Source organism: Escherichia sp. 10290 (genome assembly GCF_030295155.1).
Lineage (GTDB): Bacteria > Pseudomonadota > Gammaproteobacteria > Enterobacterales > Enterobacteriaceae > Escherichia > Escherichia coli_F.
In genome coordinates, this window is sequence record NZ_AP025741.1 from 510,059 (window position 1) to 526,778 (window position 16,720).

The 16,720-nt window shown below is 49.9% G+C and carries 17 protein-coding genes; 10 read left to right on the forward strand and 7 right to left on the reverse strand.

The window, feature by feature from the left end:
* The first annotated feature begins 7 nt into the window (after positions 1–7).
* From secF to QUE74_RS02445, 3 genes are all read left to right on the forward strand, one after another.
* Positions 8–979, forward strand: a complete 972-nt coding sequence (gene secF / locus QUE74_RS02435; protein WP_000046637.1) for a protein translocase subunit SecF — start codon at positions 8–10, stop codon at positions 977–979.
* A gap of 128 nt (positions 980–1,107) precedes the next feature.
* Complete coding sequence (gene yajD, locus QUE74_RS02440; protein WP_000974813.1) at positions 1,108–1,455, forward strand: HNH nuclease YajD; 348 nt, start codon at positions 1,108–1,110, stop codon at positions 1,453–1,455.
* Between the two features lie 275 nt (positions 1,456–1,730).
* Positions 1,731–2,711 (forward strand): IS110-like element IS621 family transposase, encoded by a 981-nt coding sequence (locus tag QUE74_RS02445; protein ID WP_000399529.1) that lies wholly within the window; start codon positions 1,731–1,733, stop codon positions 2,709–2,711.
* Between the two features lie 241 nt (positions 2,712–2,952).
* Here the strand turns inward: QUE74_RS02445 and tsx are convergent, their stop codons facing one another.
* Positions 2,953–3,837 (reverse strand): nucleoside-specific channel-forming protein Tsx, encoded by an 885-nt coding sequence (gene tsx, locus QUE74_RS02450; RefSeq protein ID WP_001295328.1) that lies wholly within the window; start codon positions 3,835–3,837, stop codon positions 2,953–2,955.
* 297 nt (positions 3,838–4,134) lie between these two features.
* Positions 4,135–4,674, reverse strand: coding sequence for a SadB/YajI family lipoprotein (locus tag QUE74_RS02455; RefSeq protein WP_001314529.1), 540 nt, complete (start codon positions 4,672–4,674; stop codon positions 4,135–4,137).
* A gap of 150 nt (positions 4,675–4,824) precedes the next feature.
* Between QUE74_RS02455 and nrdR the strand changes: the two genes are divergently transcribed.
* The 6 genes from nrdR to pgpA all read left to right on the forward strand — a co-directional run bounded on the left by nrdR (position 4,825) and on the right by pgpA (position 8,927).
* On the forward strand, positions 4,825–5,274 hold the full coding sequence (nrdR, locus tag QUE74_RS02460) for a transcriptional regulator NrdR (RefSeq protein WP_000543535.1): 450 nt from the start codon (positions 4,825–4,827) through the stop codon (positions 5,272–5,274).
* Between the two features lie 3 nt (positions 5,275–5,277).
* On the forward strand, positions 5,278–6,381 hold the full coding sequence (gene ribD / locus QUE74_RS02465; RefSeq protein ID WP_001150480.1) for a bifunctional diaminohydroxyphosphoribosylaminopyrimidine deaminase/5-amino-6-(5-phosphoribosylamino)uracil reductase RibD: 1,104 nt from the start codon (positions 5,278–5,280) through the stop codon (positions 6,379–6,381).
* A gap of 88 nt (positions 6,382–6,469) precedes the next feature.
* Positions 6,470–6,940 carry a 6,7-dimethyl-8-ribityllumazine synthase gene (gene ribH / locus QUE74_RS02470; RefSeq protein ID WP_001021161.1) on the forward strand — a complete coding sequence of 157 codons (471 nt, stop codon included), beginning with the start codon at positions 6,470–6,472 and terminating at the stop codon, positions 6,938–6,940.
* A 19-nt stretch (positions 6,941–6,959) separates the two neighbouring features.
* Positions 6,960–7,379: a transcription antitermination factor NusB gene (nusB, locus tag QUE74_RS02475; protein WP_000801125.1), complete on the forward strand. Its 420-nt coding sequence runs from the start codon at positions 6,960–6,962 to the stop codon at positions 7,377–7,379.
* Positions 7,380–7,456: 77 nt separating this feature from the next.
* Positions 7,457–8,434, forward strand: coding sequence for a thiamine-phosphate kinase (gene thiL / locus QUE74_RS02480; RefSeq protein WP_000742109.1), 978 nt, complete (start codon positions 7,457–7,459; stop codon positions 8,432–8,434).
* The gene (gene pgpA / locus QUE74_RS02485; RefSeq protein WP_000154047.1) at positions 8,412–8,927 is read left to right on the forward strand and encodes a phosphatidylglycerophosphatase A; all 516 of its coding nucleotides are present in this window, start codon (positions 8,412–8,414) and stop codon (positions 8,925–8,927) included. Before thiL ends, pgpA begins: the two co-directional genes overlap by 23 nt.
* Before the next feature lie 176 nt (positions 8,928–9,103).
* Here pgpA and QUE74_RS02490 read toward each other — a convergent pair whose 3' ends face one another.
* The 5 genes from QUE74_RS02490 to xseB form a co-directional block, all read right to left on the reverse strand.
* On the reverse strand, positions 9,104–10,627 hold the full coding sequence (locus QUE74_RS02490) for a pentapeptide repeat-containing protein (protein ID WP_000978307.1): 1,524 nt from the start codon (positions 10,625–10,627) through the stop codon (positions 9,104–9,106).
* Between the two features lie 230 nt (positions 10,628–10,857).
* Complete coding sequence (yajO, locus tag QUE74_RS02495; RefSeq protein WP_001199776.1) at positions 10,858–11,832, reverse strand: 1-deoxyxylulose-5-phosphate synthase YajO; 975 nt, start codon at positions 11,830–11,832, stop codon at positions 10,858–10,860.
* Positions 11,833–12,011: 179 nt separating this feature from the next.
* Positions 12,012–13,874, reverse strand: coding sequence for a 1-deoxy-D-xylulose-5-phosphate synthase (gene dxs, locus QUE74_RS02500; protein WP_000006828.1), 1,863 nt, complete (start codon positions 13,872–13,874; stop codon positions 12,012–12,014).
* 24 nt (positions 13,875–13,898) lie between these two features.
* A complete protein-coding gene (ispA, locus tag QUE74_RS02505; protein WP_000347242.1) occupies positions 13,899–14,798 on the reverse strand; it encodes a (2E,6E)-farnesyl diphosphate synthase in 900 nt (299 codons plus the stop codon).
* Positions 14,798–15,040 carry an exodeoxyribonuclease VII small subunit gene (xseB, locus tag QUE74_RS02510; RefSeq protein WP_001124935.1) on the reverse strand — a complete coding sequence of 81 codons (243 nt, stop codon included), beginning with the start codon at positions 15,038–15,040 and terminating at the stop codon, positions 14,798–14,800. Before xseB ends, ispA begins: the two co-directional genes overlap by 1 nt.
* Positions 15,041–15,245: 205 nt before the next feature.
* On the opposite strand from xseB, the gene thiI reads away from it, so the two are divergent.
* Positions 15,246–16,694 carry a tRNA uracil 4-sulfurtransferase ThiI gene (gene thiI, locus QUE74_RS02515; protein ID WP_000668697.1) on the forward strand — a complete coding sequence of 483 codons (1,449 nt, stop codon included), beginning with the start codon at positions 15,246–15,248 and terminating at the stop codon, positions 16,692–16,694.
* Positions 16,695–16,720 lie beyond the last annotated feature (26 nt).

Consider the following 16,720-nt stretch of genomic DNA (forward strand, 5'->3'; position numbering starts at 1 on the left):
GTGCGATGTGGCACAGGAATATACTGTTGAACAACTAAACCACGGCCGTAAAGTCTATGACTTTATGCGCTGGGACTACTGGGCTTTCGGCATCTCTGGTCTGCTGTTAATCGCCGCTATCGTTATTATGGGCGTGCGCGGCTTTAACTGGGGGCTGGATTTCACCGGTGGTACGGTTATCGAAATTACGCTCGAAAAACCGGCTGAAATCGATGTGATGCGTGATGCATTGCAGAAAGCGGGCTTTGAAGAGCCGATGCTGCAAAACTTTGGTAGCAGCCACGACATCATGGTCCGTATGCCGCCTGCTGAAGGCGAAACCGGCGGTCAAGTGCTGGGCAGCCAGGTTCTGAAGGTGATTAACGAATCCACCAATCAGAATGCGGCAGTGAAGCGTATTGAGTTCGTCGGTCCGAGCGTGGGGGCAGACCTTGCGCAAACCGGTGCGATGGCGCTGATGGCAGCGCTGCTGTCTATCCTCGTGTACGTTGGTTTCCGCTTTGAGTGGCGACTGGCGGCAGGGGTTGTTATTGCGCTGGCGCACGACGTTATCATTACGCTGGGTATTTTGTCGTTATTCCATATCGAGATTGACCTGACCATTGTGGCATCGTTGATGTCGGTTATCGGTTACTCGCTTAACGACAGTATCGTGGTATCGGACCGTATTCGTGAAAACTTCCGCAAGATCCGTCGCGGTACGCCTTACGAAATCTTTAACGTGTCCTTGACCCAGACGCTGCACCGTACCTTGATCACATCCGGTACTACCTTGATGGTTATCCTGATGCTGTACCTCTTCGGTGGTCCGGTACTGGAAGGCTTCTCGCTGACCATGCTTATCGGTGTTTCCATCGGTACTGCATCTTCCATCTACGTAGCATCGGCGCTGGCTCTGAAACTGGGTATGAAGCGCGAACACATGCTGCAGCAGAAAGTGGAAAAAGAAGGGGCGGATCAGCCGTCAATTCTGCCTTAATCAAGTTTCAGCTGATGTTGAAAATCCCGGTCAGAAGATCGGGATTTTTTTTGATGTAAGGTGATTGCGAAAACCCTCGCATCTTGGGAAACTGCGCCTAACCCTACATTTCATCCAGGTAACTTCTCATGGCTATCATCCCAAAAAATTATGCGCGGTTAGAAAGCGGCTATCGCGAAAAAGCATTAAAAATCTATCCGTGGGTGTGTGGACGCTGCTCCCGCGAGTTTGTCTACTCCAATCTGCGTGAACTTACCGTTCACCATATCGATCACGACCATACTAATAACCCGGAAGATGGCAGTAACTGGGAATTGTTGTGTCTCTATTGCCACGATCATGAGCATTCGAAATATACCGAAGCGGATCAGTATGGTACGACCGTTATCGCAGGGGAAGATGCGCAGAAAGATGTCGGTGAAGCGAAGTACAACCCATTCGCTGATTTAAAAGCGATGATGAATAAGAAGAAGTGATAAAAAAATGACGGATACAAAATCCGTTATTTGAGCTTTATGACAAACGCAAAATTGCCTGATGCGCTACGCTTATCAGGCCTTGTATTATCCCTCCTGTGCAGAGAAAATCGGCCAGTTTTCTCTGCCTGCAGTCCGCATGCCGTATCGGGCCTTAGGTTTTCAACCTGTTGCGTAGATTTATGCAGCGGACTGCCTTTCTCCCAAAGTGATAAACCGGACAGTATCATGGACCGGTTTTCCCGGTAATCCGTATTTGCAAGGTTGGTTTCACGATGGAACATGAACTTCATTATATCGGTATCGACACCGCTAAAGAGAAACTGGATGTCGATGTGTTGCGTCCTGATGGTCGTCATCGCACCAAAAAATTCGCTAACACCACTAAAGGGCACGATGAGCTGGTGAGATGGCTGAAGGGTCACAAGATTGACCATGCGCATATCTGCATCGAAGCGACCGGCACCTATATGGAACCTGTCGCAGAGTGCCTTTACGATGCAGGTTACATAGTGTCAGTCATTAATCCTGCGTTGGGTAAAGCTTTCGCTCAGAGTGAAGGACTGCGTAACAAGACTGATACCGTGGATGCGCGCATGCTGGCAGAGTTCTGTCGTCAGAAGCGCCCTGCAGCCTGGGAAGCGCCTCACCCGCTTGAACGCGCGTTGCGTGCCCTGGTAGTACGCCACCAGGCGCTGACAGATATGCACACGCAGGAACTGAACCGCACTGAAACGGCGCGGGAAGTCCAGAGACCGAGCATTGATGCTCACCTTCTGTGGCTTGAAGCAGAGCTGAAGCGTCTTGAGAAGCAGATAAAAGACCTGACAGACGATGATCCGGATATGAAACACCGCAGGAAACTGCTGGAAAGTATCCCGGGTATCGGAGAGAAAACATCTGCGGTATTACTGGCTTATATAGGTCTGAAGGACCGCTTCGCCCATGCCAGACAGTTCGCCGCTTTTGCGGGTCTGACACCACGGCGTTATGAATCAGGCAGTAGTGTGAGAGGGGCAAGCCGGTTGAGTAAAGCCGGACATGTGTCGCTTCGCAGGGCGTTGTATATGCCTGCAATGGTAGCCACCAGTAAGACTGAGTGGGGACGGATGTTCCGTGACCGTCTGACGGCTAATGGCAAGAAAGGAAAGGTGATTCTTGGCGCGATGATGCGCAAGCTGGCACAGGTGGCGTATGGAGTGCTGAAGTCAGGCGTGCCGTTCGATGCGTCACGGCATAATCCGGTAGCTGCGTAAAAATCGCGGAAGGGATGAAAAAAACAGCGCCTGACGGCGCTGTGTCTGGCATGCCTGCAATCTGGGAAACCAGGGTAGAAAAAAACTTGCAGGCCATAACAGTATCTACGTAATCTCAGCAATGTATTGAATTTACGTGCTTTTGTAGGCCGGGTAAGGCGTTTACGCCGCATCCGGCATGAACAAAGCGCACGTTGTTAACAATCTGAAATGCCGGATACAAGATCCGGCATTTCATTCATCAGAAGTTGTAACCTACTACCAGGTAACCACCCCAGCCGGTAGAGCGAACGTTGAAGTTGCCGTTGCCGAAGTTCAGTTCTGCATCGTCGTTCCACTGACCACCGTCGTGCCAGTAACGAGCTACGACAGAGTAGTGCCAGTGATCGTAGTTCAGAGCCAGAATATGGCTGGAAGCGATGGAGTTATTGGTACGGGTCTTAATACCGTTGATTGCATTACCGCTGTCATCCCCTAAATCGGAACCCCAGTCGAAGTTGGTGAAGCCGATGTAGCTCAGCTGACCGCCCCACAGATCGGTAATCGGCACAAAGTATTTAATTTTGAAACGGTAACCGTCCCACTCGTTTTCATTCGCTGCTCCATAGTTCTGCCACTGGTATTTCGCATAGACGTTCATGGACAGGCTCATCGGCAGACCAGTATCGATGTCGGTACCCAGACCCATGTACCAGGTGCTCTGGCGACCATCTTTATTACGACCCATGTCGTAAATGTAGTTGTTCGCGAAGTACCACTCTTTGAACGGACCAAAGCTAAGGTCAGTATTGGTCAGCTTGTCGATGGAGAAACGTGGTTCGATTTCCATAAACAGCGGGGAACCGTGGTTCCAGATACCTTTTGCATCGGAGTTACCGCCGAAGAATACCGGCGCATCCGCATACCCATAGAAGTCGAACCAGTCTTTTTTAGCGAATGCTTCGTACTCAAGGTAGGTATCGTTGCGGATCTGCGGTCCGAAACGGGTGTGATAGCTTCCGACAACGTTAACGCTCTGGTGCCACCAGTCGGAAAGATACTGCGGTTTGTCGTTTTCAGCTGCGTTGACAGTAAAAGACGAAGAGAGCGCCAGTACCGCACCGGCTGCCAGTAATGTTTTTTTCATATGTATGCCACTGTTTGAAAATCCCTTGCGGGAGTGAAAAAGGCGCAAATTGCGTTTCTAAATATTTCGTATACAGAGGAGCCTATTATAAAAATCATTGCTCACAAAAATATGTTTCGTTTCACAGTTCTATCATTTACGTAATCGATTGCGTTCACGTTTACACACATTCGGGCGGGGATTGTACTGACTTTCACCCTTGTTGCAAACTTTTACTATCAATCTGGGTGATGTAAGCAGAGTAACAAAATGACGGGGAAAGATGTTGCGGGACGCACAAAACGCCCCGCGATACGTTTACTGCATAACAGGTTGAATGTCGTGGATACGTACAAAGCCTAACTGATCCACAGAAATACCCTTTAACTGTAACGGAATATCAACATCGCTGGGGGCGAGGACGCTGGCAGGGGCGTTAATCAATTGATTCTGCACATTGATTTCCTGAAAGTTGTCTATTGTTCCCTGAATTTGCCCATATTCAACAGTTCCGCTGAATGCGGGCAAGGGATCATTCGACTCGCCCTGAATACGTAGCGTCAGGGTGGTGCCATCTGTATCAGGCGTAATATTCACCAGCGACATACGTAAAGTACCGATCTGGCTTTCCAGTCTTGCTGGTGTTTTCGCTCCAGGCAGAAGGTAAACCCCACTGCTGGATTTTGCATTCAGCCTGTTTTGCTGAGTGATTTTGACCGTTTCTTTATTGAGTTGCGTCATCTCCTGGTTCAGTGTGCTGACGCTGTGTTTCATCTGCCGCACTTCGCTTTGCTGCACACAGGCGCTAAGGCTGAACAGGCTTCCCAGCAGGAGCAGTCGAAAAACGTTTGTATTCATAGGTCGTCCCTTTCTCGTCGCAATTTGCCTAATGGTAGAGGGTAAAAGCAGCGAAAGCATCGATCCTTTATCTCAAAAGCGTTGCGCCTTTGTTGTATCGTCAGTTCAGGGTAAAATAGATTTCTGTTAACCACCTGGTCAGGACGCCGTATGCATTGCCCATTCTGTTTCGCCGTGGACACTAAGGTAATTGACTCTCGTCTCGTAGGCGAGGGCTCATCCGTACGCCGCCGTCGGCAGTGTCTGGTGTGTAATGAACGTTTCACCACCTTTGAAGTGGCGGAGCTGGTTATGCCACGTGTTGTAAAAAGCAATGACGTGCGTGAACCGTTTAATGAAGAGAAATTACGTAGCGGAATGCTGCGGGCGCTGGAAAAACGTCCGGTGAGTTCCGATGACGTCGAAATGGCAATCAATCATATTAAATCGCAGCTGCGCGCCACCGGTGAGCGTGAAGTGCCGAGCAAGATGATTGGCAATCTGGTGATGGAGCAATTGAAAAAGCTCGATAAAGTCGCCTATATCCGTTTTGCCTCTGTCTATCGCAGTTTCGAAGATATCAAAGAATTTGGCGAAGAGATCGCGCGCCTGGAGGACTAAGCCGTGCAGGACGAGTATTACATGGCGCGGGCGCTAAAGCTGGCGCAACGAGGACGTTTTACCACTCATCCCAACCCGAATGTCGGGTGCGTCATTGTAAAAGATGGCGAAATCGTCGGTGAAGGTTACCATCAGCGAGCGGGTGAACCGCATGCCGAGGTACACGCGTTGCGCATGGCTGGCGAAAAAGCCAAAGGTGCCACGGCGTATGTCACACTCGAACCTTGTAGTCATCATGGTCGTACGCCGCCATGTTGCGATGCGTTGATTGCTGCGGGGGTCACGCGCGTGGTTGCCGCGATGCAGGATCCTAACCCGCAGGTCGCTGGGCGTGGACTTTATCGTTTGCAACAGGCTGGCATTGACGTCAGCCACGGCCTGATGATGAGTGAAGCCGAGCAATTGAATAAAGGCTTTCTCAAGCGCATGCGCACCGGCTTTCCTTATATCCAGTTAAAACTTGGCGCGTCGCTAGATGGCCGCACAGCGATGGCGAGCGGTGAGAGCCAGTGGATCACGTCTCCTCAGGCGCGACGCGATGTACAACGTCTGCGTGCGCAAAGTCATGCCATTTTAACCAGCAGCGCAACAGTCATGGCGGACGATCCAGCCTTAACGGTGCGTTGGTCTGAACTGGATGAACAAACTCAGGCGCTCTATCCGCAACAAAATCTCCGCCAGCCAGTACGTATTGTGATTGATAACCAAAATCGCGTGACGCCGGAACACCGTATTGTGCAGCAGTCTGGCGAAACCTGGTTCGCGCGTACGCAGGAAGATTCTCGCGAGTGGCCGGAAACGGTGCGAACCTTGCTGATTCCAGAGCATAAAGGTCATCTGGATCTGGTTGTATTGATGATGCAACTGGGTAAACAGCAGATTAATAGCATCTGGGTGGAAGCTGGGCCAACGCTCGCTGGCGCATTGCTACAGGCGGGCTTAGTCGATGAGCTGATTGTCTATATCGCACCTAAACTATTAGGCAGTGACGCCCGCGGATTATGTACGTTGCCGGGGCTTGAGAAATTAGCCGACGTCCCCCAATTTAAATTCAAAGAGATACGTCATGTAGGCCCGGATGTTTGCCTGCATTTAGTGGGTGCATGATCTCCCGGCTCGAAAGGGAAGCAGCGCACGAAATATTATGCTAAAATCCGCCCCCCTGCGGGGCCATACTCGAACCCGAAGGAAGAAAATGAACATTATTGAAGCTAACGTTGCTACCCCGGACGCTCGCGTCGCCATCACCATTGCGCGTTTCAACAACTTTATCAATGACAGCCTGCTGGAAGGTGCAATTGACGCACTGAAACGTATCGGTCAGGTAAAAGATGAAAACATTACCGTTGTTTGGGTGCCTGGTGCCTATGAGCTGCCGCTGGCGGCGGGTGCACTGGCTAAAACCGGTAAATATGACGCGGTGATTGCGCTGGGTACGGTTATTCGTGGTGGCACTGCCCACTTTGAATATGTCGCTGGTGGTGCAAGCAACGGCCTGGCGCATGTTGCCCAGGACAGCGAAATTCCGGTTGCTTTTGGTGTTCTGACCACTGAAAGCATTGAACAAGCGATCGAACGTGCTGGCACTAAAGCTGGCAACAAAGGTGCAGAAGCTGCACTGACCGCGCTTGAAATGATTAATGTATTGAAAGCCATCAAGGCCTGAAATTAGTAAGGGGAAATCCGTGAAACCTGCTGCTCGTCGCCGCGCTCGTGAGTGTGCCGTCCAGGCGCTCTACTCCTGGCAGTTGTCCCAGAACGACATCGCTGATGTTGAATACCAGTTCCTGGCTGAACAGGATGTAAAAGACGTTGACGTCCTGTACTTCCGAGAGCTGCTGGCCGGGGTGGCGACTAACACCGCATACCTCGACGGACTGATGAAGCCGTACCTGTCCCGTCTGCTGGAAGAACTGGGCCAGGTAGAAAAAGCAGTACTGCGCATTGCGCTGTACGAGCTGTCTAAACGTAGCGATGTGCCATACAAAGTGGCCATTAACGAAGCGATCGAACTGGCGAAATCGTTCGGCGCAGAAGACAGCCATAAGTTCGTCAACGGCGTACTCGATAAAGCAGCACCTGTGATTCGCCCTAACAAAAAGTGATATCCAGGCCGGTAGATTCACGGAAGACCGTTCCGCGATCGCCGGCCTTTTCTTTTTTACCTGCTGAGGCATAACGTATGGCATGTGGCGAGTTCTCCCTGATTGCCCGTTATTTTGACCGTGTAAGAAGTTCTCGTCTTGATGTCGAACTGGGCATTGGCGACGATTGCGCACTTCTCAATATCCCCGAGAAACAGACCCTGGCGATCAGCACTGATACGCTGGTGGCGGGCAACCATTTCCTCCCTGATATCGATCCTGCGGATCTGGCATATAAAGCTCTGGCAGTGAATTTAAGCGATCTGGCCGCGATGGGCGCCGATCCGGCCTGGCTGACGCTGGCATTAACCTTACCGGACGTCGACGAAGCGTGGCTTGAGTCCTTCAGCGACAGTTTGTTTGATCTACTTAATTATTACGATATGCAACTCATTGGCGGCGATACCACACGTGGACCGCTATCGATGACGTTGGGTATCCACGGTTTTGTCCCGATGGGGCGAGCCTTAACGCGTTCTGGTGCGAAACCGGGGGACTGGATTTATGTGACCGGGACACCGGGCGATAGCGCCGCCGGGCTGGCGATTTTGCAAAATCGTTTGCAGGTTGCCGATGCTAAAGATGCGGACTACTTAATCAAACGTCATCTCCGTCCGTCGCCGCGTATTTTACAGGGGCAGGCGCTGCGCGATCTGGCAAATTCAGCCATCGATCTCTCAGACGGTCTGATTTCCGATCTCGGGCATATCGTGAAAGCCAGCGACTGCGGCGCACGTATTGACCTGGCATTGCTGCCGTTTTCTGATGCGCTTTCTCGCCATGTTGAACCGGAACAGGCGCTGCGCTGGGCGCTCTCTGGCGGTGAAGATTACGAGTTGTGTTTCACGGTGCCGGAGCTTAACCGTGGCGCGCTGGATGTGGCTCTCGGACACCTGGGCGTACCGTTTACCTGTATCGGGCAAATGACCGCCGATATCGAAGGGCTTTGTTTTATTCGTGATGGCGAACCTGTCACGTTAGACTGGAAAGGATATGACCATTTTGCCACGCCATAAAGATGTCGCGAAAAGTCGCCTGAAGATGAGTAATCCGTGGCATCTGCTTGCTGTCGGATTCGGAAGTGGATTAAGCCCAATCGTTCCTGGCACGATGGGATCGCTGGCGGCGATTCCGTTCTGGTATCTGATGACCTTTTTGCCCTGGCAGCTCTATTCGCTGGTAGTCATGCTGGGGATCTGTATCGGCGTCTATCTTTGTCATCAAACGGCGAAAGATATGGGCGTGCACGATCACGGCAGCATTGTCTGGGACGAATTTATTGGTATGTGGATCACGCTCATGGCGCTGCCGACCAATGACTGGCAGTGGGTCGCCGCCGGGTTTGTGATTTTCCGTATTCTGGATATGTGGAAACCGTGGCCGATCCGCTGGTTTGATCGCAATGTGCATGGCGGCATGGGGATCATGATAGATGATATTGTCGCCGGGGTGATCTCCGCTGGCGTCCTGTACTTTATCGGTCATCATTGGCCGCTGGGTATTCTTTGATGCCATTGACCGGGTGGTGTAGTCGATTCCAGACCACCCGGTTTGATTTATAAATGAACAGAGCCCCAATTTTGGGGCACTCTGTTAAAGTAAAATCCGACATCACCGAATATATTATGCGGCGATATTTCAAGGTGTAACTTTGTCACTCATAATTCAATGACACTGAAATATCGTCAGTCGACGAACTCATAATAATTGCTCATATTCTCTGACTGATGCCGAAAAGTATCATCAAAATTATGCTTAATTGTTTCATTAATAGTGTTGAATAATTTGTTAGAAAGATCATCTATTTTGTCTTGAATCTTTGATTTGATTTCATCTTGAATTTCACGGGTAACCAAAAGTTGATTTAATTGATCATCCATTTTGTATTTTGCAATTAATTGTGCAGTTAAAGGTATTTTCTTTAAATAATCATTTTTTGTTATTTTATACTGGTCGGTGAAATCTTGTTTGGCTTGTGCTTCTATATATTTAAAAATTTCATTATACTTTTTCCTGCTTATTTTTCCTTCACGATTCATTGCGCGATTGAATATGTTTTTTAAATGCTGATTGTAGAAAATAAAATTATCGATATCTTGTGTTATTTTAGTGGTTGTTAATTTTTCATCAAATTTTAATGACTCAGGGTTTTTATCTGATTCAATATAGTCAAGAATAATTTTTGCTAATGGGCTAATGTCTTTTTCTTCTGTTGATTCTGCTTCTTTTTTTAATATTGGGTTAAAAAGGTCGGTACGGTAAAGTTTCGTGCCTTTCATCCTGACGATGTCAGGAAGAATAGTGTTTGAAAGATTAGCCTCGCTAAAGTCCACCTTTTGGCAATCACTTTCTGATAAATCTGCCCAATTGAAAGTGGTTTTAACACAGGAGCAGTTAGTTAGAATCATCCCTTTCGTTTCATTCCCATGTGTTTTTTGATAAGTTATCCTTTGTATTATTTGATCTCCTTCTGGATATTGCATCTCAGGTTCTTTACCATATATCACCGCATTATCAAAAATTGCGCCAGTGCAATTCATATTTGTTAGATCGCATTTCATAAATCTACAACTGTTAAAATTAGCTTTTGTACAATTCGCCTTTGTAAAATTGACGTCATCAAAATAAGTATGTTCGAAGTTGACATTGGAGAAGATACAGTTTTCCATATTCATATTGGAAATATTACTGTGTCCTAAATATAGGCCGCTGAAATCGACAACTCCATTATTATCCTTATCTAATTTGATAGAATATATATTTACTACCTCGTTCATAACAGAGATAGTTCCAGTGACTACCAAACTATTTTGGTTATCAGAAAATATAATCTCATGCTTGAACGTAGTGTTGTATGGCTCTGGAAATGTAGAGGCTATTTTCTTCCAGAAACAACAAAGCGTGGTCTGCTTCTGTTTGGGCGAGAGGAGATTAAAATCCAGATTTAAATATGAGTCTAAATCTGAGTTTGCATCTATATTAAAGTTGGGATCCGGTTCTATACGTTCATTTCCAATACTTAATGTATTCATGTATTTATTAATTGATTTAAATGCCTTTTGTTTATCAGTGTATAGAAAAAAATCACAAATTATGTCCCATAGTTTTTCAATAAAATTTTTATTGTAATCTCTTTTCGTTGATTTTATTAAATCTTCAACCGGTACATCAGAAAACCGGATAGGTTGGCTGGAAATGGTTTTCATCATGATTGTAATCCTCTTACATTGACTAAATAAGACAGTTTTAGGGGATATTACCTGGAGAAACTATCAAAAATCGCTCAAAGGGATGAAGATGATGAATAGCTGCAAACTCATTCACCAAGAATTTCTCTTGCAGAGGTGGATTATGGTTACAGAAGATGATGGGAGGTACGTTGTCCCCATCATCGCAGACGATGGGGAATTCAGCAGATAAAATGGGTGAAAAGCGAAATTTACTTAAATCCTACGACCGGATGCGGTTTATACGGCGTTTCCAGTTCAGCAATCTGTTCCGGCTTCAAGGTGATATCCACCGCGTTCAGCAATTCATCAAGTTGTTCTTCCCGCGAAGTACCAATAATCGGCGCGGCAATGCCAGGTTTGCTCAACAACCATGCCAGCGCGACTTGTGCTCGCGTTGCCCCCAGTTCTTCACTGACGCCAGTTAACCGTTCTGCTATCTGCGCGTCATTTTCGTCGCTTTCATTGTAGAGATTTTTTCCTACTTCATCGGAAACCAGTCGTGCGGTGGTTTCTCCCCAGGGACGCGTCAGACGTCCCCGCGCCAGCGGACTCCACGGAATCACCGCTACGCCTTCCTGATAACACAGCGGCAGCATTTCACGCTCTTCTTCGCGATAAATCAGATTGTAGTGATCCTGCATACTGACAAACTGCGCCCAGCCGTGCTGTTTTTGCAGTTCCAGCGCCTGAGCAAACTGCGAGGCGTGCATGGATGACGCGCCGATATAACGCGCTTTCCCGGCTTTTACCACATCGTTCAGGGCTTCCAGCGTCTCTTCGATCGGCGTGTTGTAATCCCAGCGATGAATTTGCAGGATATCGACATAATCCATGCCGAGACGTCGCAAGCTGTCGTCAATAGAGCGCAAAATTTGCGCACGGGATAATCCTTCCGGCAAATCACCAACGCGATGGAACACTTTAGTTGCAACGACCACGTCTTCACGACGGGCAAAGTCCCGCAGTGCACGACCGACGATCTCTTCGCTGCTGCCGTCAGAATAACTATTGGCGGTATCAAAGAAATTTATGCCGCCTTCCAGCGCGCGTTTAATGATGGGACGGCTGCTCTCTTCGGGCAGTGTCCATGCGTGATTACCGCGATCCGGCTCACCAAAGGTCATACAGCCGAGGCAAAGTCGGGAAATGCGAAGGTCGGTTTTTCCTAAGGGGTTGTATTGCATGCTGCCACTCCTGCCATACTCGTCATACTTCAAGTTGCATGTGCTGCGGCTGCATTCGTTCACCCCAGTCACTTACTTATGTAAGCTCCTGGGGCTTCACTCGTTTGCCGCCTTCCTGCAACTCGAATTATTTAGAGTCTATGAATAATTTCTTAAGCATAGCAGGAGTGGAGTAGGGATTATGCCAGCCAGGCTTTGATTTTGGCTTCCATACCGGCGGCATCGAGGCCGAGTTCGGCGCGCATTTCTTCCTGCGTTCCTTGTGGAATAAAGAAGTCCGGCAGGCCAATATTCAGCACGGGTACTGGTTTACGATGGCCCATCAGCACTTCGTTCACGCCGCTGCCTGCGCCGCCCATAATAGCGTTTTCTTCAATGGTGATCAGCGCCTCGTGGCTGGCGGCCATTTCCAGAATTAACGCTTCATCAAGCGGCTTCACAAAACGCATATCGACCAGCGTAGCGTTCAGCGACTCAGCGACTTTCGCTGCTTCCGGCATCAGCGTACCAAAGTTGAGGATCGCCAGTTTCTCGCCACGACGCTTCACAATGCCTTTGCCAATCGGGAGCTTTTCCAGCGGCGTCAGTTTTACGCCTACCGCGTTGCCGCGAGGGTAGCGCACCGCTGATGGGCCATCGTTATAGTGATAGCCGGTATAGAGCATCTGGCGACATTCGTTTTCATCGCTCGGGGTCATAATGACCATTTCCGGAATGCAGCGTAGGTAAGAGAGATCAAAAGCGCCCTGATGGGTTTGACCGTCAGCACCGACAATACCCGCACGGTCAATGGCGAACAGAACCGGGAGCTTTTGAATCGCCACGTCATGCAGCACCTGATCATAGGCGCGTTGCAGGAAAGTGGAGTAGATCGCGACAATGGGTTTGTAGCCACCAATCGCCAGACCCGCAGCAAAGGTCACTGCGTGTTGCTCGGCGATTGCCACGTCGAAGTAGCGATCCGGGAATTTACGTGAAAACTCGACCATGCCGGAGCCTTCACGCATCGCCGGGGTAATCGCCATCAGCTTGTTGTCTTTTGCTGCGGTTTCGCACAACCAGTCGCCAAAGATTTTTGAATAGCTCGGCAGGCCGCCGCTGCTTTTCGGCAGGCAACCGCTGGAGGGGTCAAATTTAGGCACGGCGTGGAAGGTGATTGGATCTTTTTCTGCCGGTTCGTAACCACGACCTTTTTTGGTCATGATATGCAGGAACTGCGGGCCTTTCAGGTCGCGCATGTTCTTAAGCGTGGTGATAAGCCCCAGCACATCGTGACCGTCAACCGGGCCGATATAGTTAAAGCCCAGCTCTTCAAACAGCGTGCCTGGTACTACCATGCCTTTAATATGTTCTTCAGTACGTTTGAGCAGCTCTTTAATGGGCGGAACGCCGGAGAATACTTTTTTCCCGCCCTCGCGCAGTGAAGAGTAAAGCTTGCCGGAAAGCAGCTGCGCCAGATGGTTGTTGAGCGCGCCAACATTTTCGGAAATCGACATTTCATTATCGTTGAGAACCACCAGCATATCGGGACGGATATCGCCCGCGTGGTTCATCGCTTCAAACGCCATGCCTGCGGTAATCGCGCCATCGCCAATGACACAGACGGTGCGGCGATTTTTGCCTTCTTTCTCGGCAGCAACCGCAATACCAATTCCGGCACTGATAGAGGTTGATGAATGCCCGACGCTTAACACGTCATATTCACTTTCGCCGCGCCACGGGAACGGGTGCAGGCCGCCTTTTTGACGGATGGTGCCTATTTTGTCGCGGCGTCCGGTCAAAATTTTATGCGGATAAGCCTGATGCCCCACATCCCAAATCAGTTGGTCAAACGGGGTGTTATAGACGTAGTGCAGCGCTACGGTCAGCTCGACCGTGCCCAGCCCGGAGGCGAAGTGCCCGCTGGAACGGCTCACGCTGTCGAGTAAATAGCGGCGCAGTTCGTCGCAGAGTTTCGGTAAACTCTCTTTTGGCAACAGTCGTAACTCCTGGGTGGAGTCGACCAGTGCCAGGGTCGGGTATTTGGCAATATCAAAACTCATCAGGGGCCTATTAATACTTATTGTTTATTTATTACGCTGGATGATGTAGTCCGCTAGCGCTTCCAGTGCCGAGGTATCGAGTGACTGTTCAGCCAGTTGTTTTAGCGACTGGCGGGCATCGTCGATCAGATCCTGGGCTTTCTTCCGGGCTTGCTCAAGACCCAGAAGTGCAGGGTAGGTACTTTTACCAAGTTGCTGGTCGGCACCCTGGCGTTTACCCAACGTTGCAGTATCTCCCACCACATCCAGGATGTCATCCTGAACCTGGAAGGCAAGGCCGATGCTCTCTGCGTACTTGTCGAGAATTGGCAGAGCACGACGTCCTTTATCTCCGGCGCTTAATGCACCAAGACGAACGGCGGCGCGAATCAATGCGCCGGTTTTATGGCGATGAATACGCTCGAGTGCGTCCAGAGGTACGTGTTTGCCTTCCGCATCTAAATCTAATGCCTGACCACCGCACATTCCGCCAATACCGCTGGCGCTCGCCAGTTCAGAAATCATCGAAATTCTGTCGCGATCCGACACTTCCGGCATATCGGCATCACTTAAAATCGAGAACGCCAGCGTTTGTAAAGCGTCGCCCGCGAGAATCGCGTTTGCTTCGCCAAACTTCACATGGCAGGTCGGCAAACCGCGACGCAGATCGTCATCATCCATTGCCGGTAAATCATCATGAATTAATGAATACGCGTGGACACACTCCACGGCGGCAGCGGGTGCATCCAGCGTGTTTGTGCTAACGCCGAACATATGGCCGGTGGCATAAACCAGGAACGGTCGCAGGCGCTTACCACCTAATAATGCGCCATACTGCATGGTTTCGACCACGGGAGTGTTCTGAAAGGGCAGTGGGGCAATAAAACGGCTCAGCGCCTGGTTGGCCTGCTTAACGCAGGCTTCGAGTTGCTGCGGAAAGTCCATTACTCATTGTCCGGTGTAAAAGGAGTTAAAGAGGCGTCTTCATTGTCAGACAGCAGAATTTGTACGCGCTGTTCGGCTTGTTGTAATTTGGCCTGCCCCTGACGTGCCAGCTGCACGCCACGTTCGAACTCGTTCAGCGCCTCTTCCAGCGGCAGGTCGCCACTTTCCAGACGGGTTACAATCTGTTCCAGCTCGCTCAGCGCCTTTTCAAAGCTGGCGGGCGCCTCATTTTTCTTCGGCATAATGAATGTCTGACTCTCAATATTTTTCGCCCCGTCATGGTAACGGACTCAGGGCAAATAGCAAATAACGCGCAATGGTAAGGTGATGTGCGCAGCAAAGCGATGTTAGTGGTATACTTCCGCGCCTGGATGCAGCCGCAGGTGTGGGCTGCTGTATTTTTCCCTATACAAGTCGCTTAAGACTTGCCAACGAACCATTGCCGCCATGAAGTTTATCATTAAATTGTTCCCGGAAATCACCATCAAAAGCCAATCTGTGCGCTTGCGCTTTATAAAAATCCTTACCGGGAACATTCGTAACGTTTTAAAGCACTATGATGAGACGCTCGCTGTCGTCCGCCACTGGGATAACATCGAAGTTCGCGCAAAAGATGAAAACCAGCGTCTGGCTATTCGCGACGCCCTGACCCGTATTCCGGGTATCCACCATATTCTCGAAGTCGAAGACGTGCCGTTTACCGACATGCACGATATTTTTGAGAAAGCGTTGGTTCAGTATCGCGATCAGCTGGAAGGTAAAACCTTCTGCGTACGCGTGAAGCGCCGTGGTAAACATGAGTTTAGCTCGATTGATGTGGAACGTTACGTCGGCGGCGGTTTAAATCAGCATATTGAATCCGCGCGCGTGAAGCTGACCAATCCGGATGTGACTGTCCATCTGGAAGTTGAAGACGATCGTCTCCTGCTGATCAAAGGTCGTTACGAAGGTATTGGCGGATTCCCAATCGGCACTCAGGAAGATGTGCTTTCGCTCATTTCCGGTGGTTTCGACTCCGGAGTTTCCAGCTATATGTTGATGCGTCGCGGCTGCCGCGTGCATTACTGCTTCTTTAATCTCGGCGGCGCTGCGCATGAAATTGGTGTTCGTCAGGTGGCGCATTATCTGTGGAACCGTTTTGGTAGCTCCCACCGCGTGCGTTTTGTCGCCATTAACTTTGAGCCGGTAGTCGGTGAAATTCTCGAGAAAGTCGACGACGGTCAGATGGGCGTAATCCTCAAACGTATGATGGTGCGTGCCGCGTCTAAAGTGGCTGAACGTTACGGCGTACAGGCGCTGGTCACCGGCGAAGCGCTGGGACAGGTGTCCAGCCAGACGCTAACCAACCTGCGCCTGATTGATAACGTCTCCGATACGCTGATCCTGCGTCCGCTGATCTCTTACGACAAAGAGCACATCATCAACCTGGCCCGCCAGATTGGCACCGAAGATTTTGCCCGCACCATGCCGGAATACTGCGGCGTGATCTCCAAAAGCCCAACTGTGAAAGCGGTTAAGTCGAAGATTGAAGCGGAAGAAGAGAAGTTCGACTTCAGCATTCTCGATAAAGTGGTTGAGGAAGCGAATAACGTTGATATCCGCGAAATCGCTCAGCAGACCGAGCAGGAAGTGGTGGAAGTGGAAACCGTCAACGGCTTCGGCCCGAACGACGTGATCCTCGATATCCGTTCTGTTGATGAACAAGAAGATAAGCCGCTGAAAGTTGAAGGTATCGACGTGGTTTCTCTGCCGTTCTATAAACTGAGCACCAAATTTGGCGATCTCGACCAGAACAAAACCTGGCTGTTGTGGTGTGAGCGCGGGGTGATGAGCCGCCTGCAGGCGCTCTATCTACGCGAGCAGGGCTTTAACAATGTGAAGGTGTATCGTCCGTAATTTGTGGTTTTTACGTCGCATCTGGT

What these genes read in the sequence shown, in the direction of transcription:
- thiL (WP_000742109.1), top strand. Translation starts at nt 7,457, where the DNA reads ATGGCATGTGGCGAGTTCTCCCTGATTGCCCGTTATTTTGACCGTGTA.
- ribH (WP_001021161.1), top strand. Translation starts at nt 6,470, where the DNA reads ATGAACATTATTGAAGCTAACGTTGCTACCCCGGACGCTCGCGTCGCC.
- QUE74_RS02445 (WP_000399529.1), top strand. Translation starts at nt 1,731, where the DNA reads ATGGAACATGAACTTCATTATATCGGTATCGACACCGCTAAAGAGAAA.
- yajO (WP_001199776.1), bottom strand. Translation starts at nt 11,832, where the DNA reads ATGCAATACAACCCCTTAGGAAAAACCGACCTTCGCATTTCCCGACTT.
- QUE74_RS02455 (WP_001314529.1), bottom strand. Translation starts at nt 4,674, where the DNA reads ATGAATACAAACGTTTTTCGACTGCTCCTGCTGGGAAGCCTGTTCAGC.
- yajD (WP_000974813.1), top strand. Translation starts at nt 1,108, where the DNA reads ATGGCTATCATCCCAAAAAATTATGCGCGGTTAGAAAGCGGCTATCGC.
- nrdR (WP_000543535.1), top strand. Translation starts at nt 4,825, where the DNA reads ATGCATTGCCCATTCTGTTTCGCCGTGGACACTAAGGTAATTGACTCT.
- dxs (WP_000006828.1), bottom strand. Translation starts at nt 13,874, where the DNA reads ATGAGTTTTGATATTGCCAAATACCCGACCCTGGCACTGGTCGACTCC.
- ispA (WP_000347242.1), bottom strand. Translation starts at nt 14,798, where the DNA reads ATGGACTTTCCGCAGCAACTCGAAGCCTGCGTTAAGCAGGCCAACCAG.
- thiI (WP_000668697.1), top strand. Translation starts at nt 15,246, where the DNA reads ATGAAGTTTATCATTAAATTGTTCCCGGAAATCACCATCAAAAGCCAA.
- tsx (WP_001295328.1), bottom strand. Translation starts at nt 3,837, where the DNA reads ATGAAAAAAACATTACTGGCAGCCGGTGCGGTACTGGCGCTCTCTTCG.
- xseB (WP_001124935.1), bottom strand. Translation starts at nt 15,040, where the DNA reads ATGCCGAAGAAAAATGAGGCGCCCGCCAGCTTTGAAAAGGCGCTGAGC.
- pgpA (WP_000154047.1), top strand. Translation starts at nt 8,412, where the DNA reads ATGACCATTTTGCCACGCCATAAAGATGTCGCGAAAAGTCGCCTGAAG.
- QUE74_RS02490 (WP_000978307.1), bottom strand. Translation starts at nt 10,627, where the DNA reads ATGATGAAAACCATTTCCAGCCAACCTATCCGGTTTTCTGATGTACCG.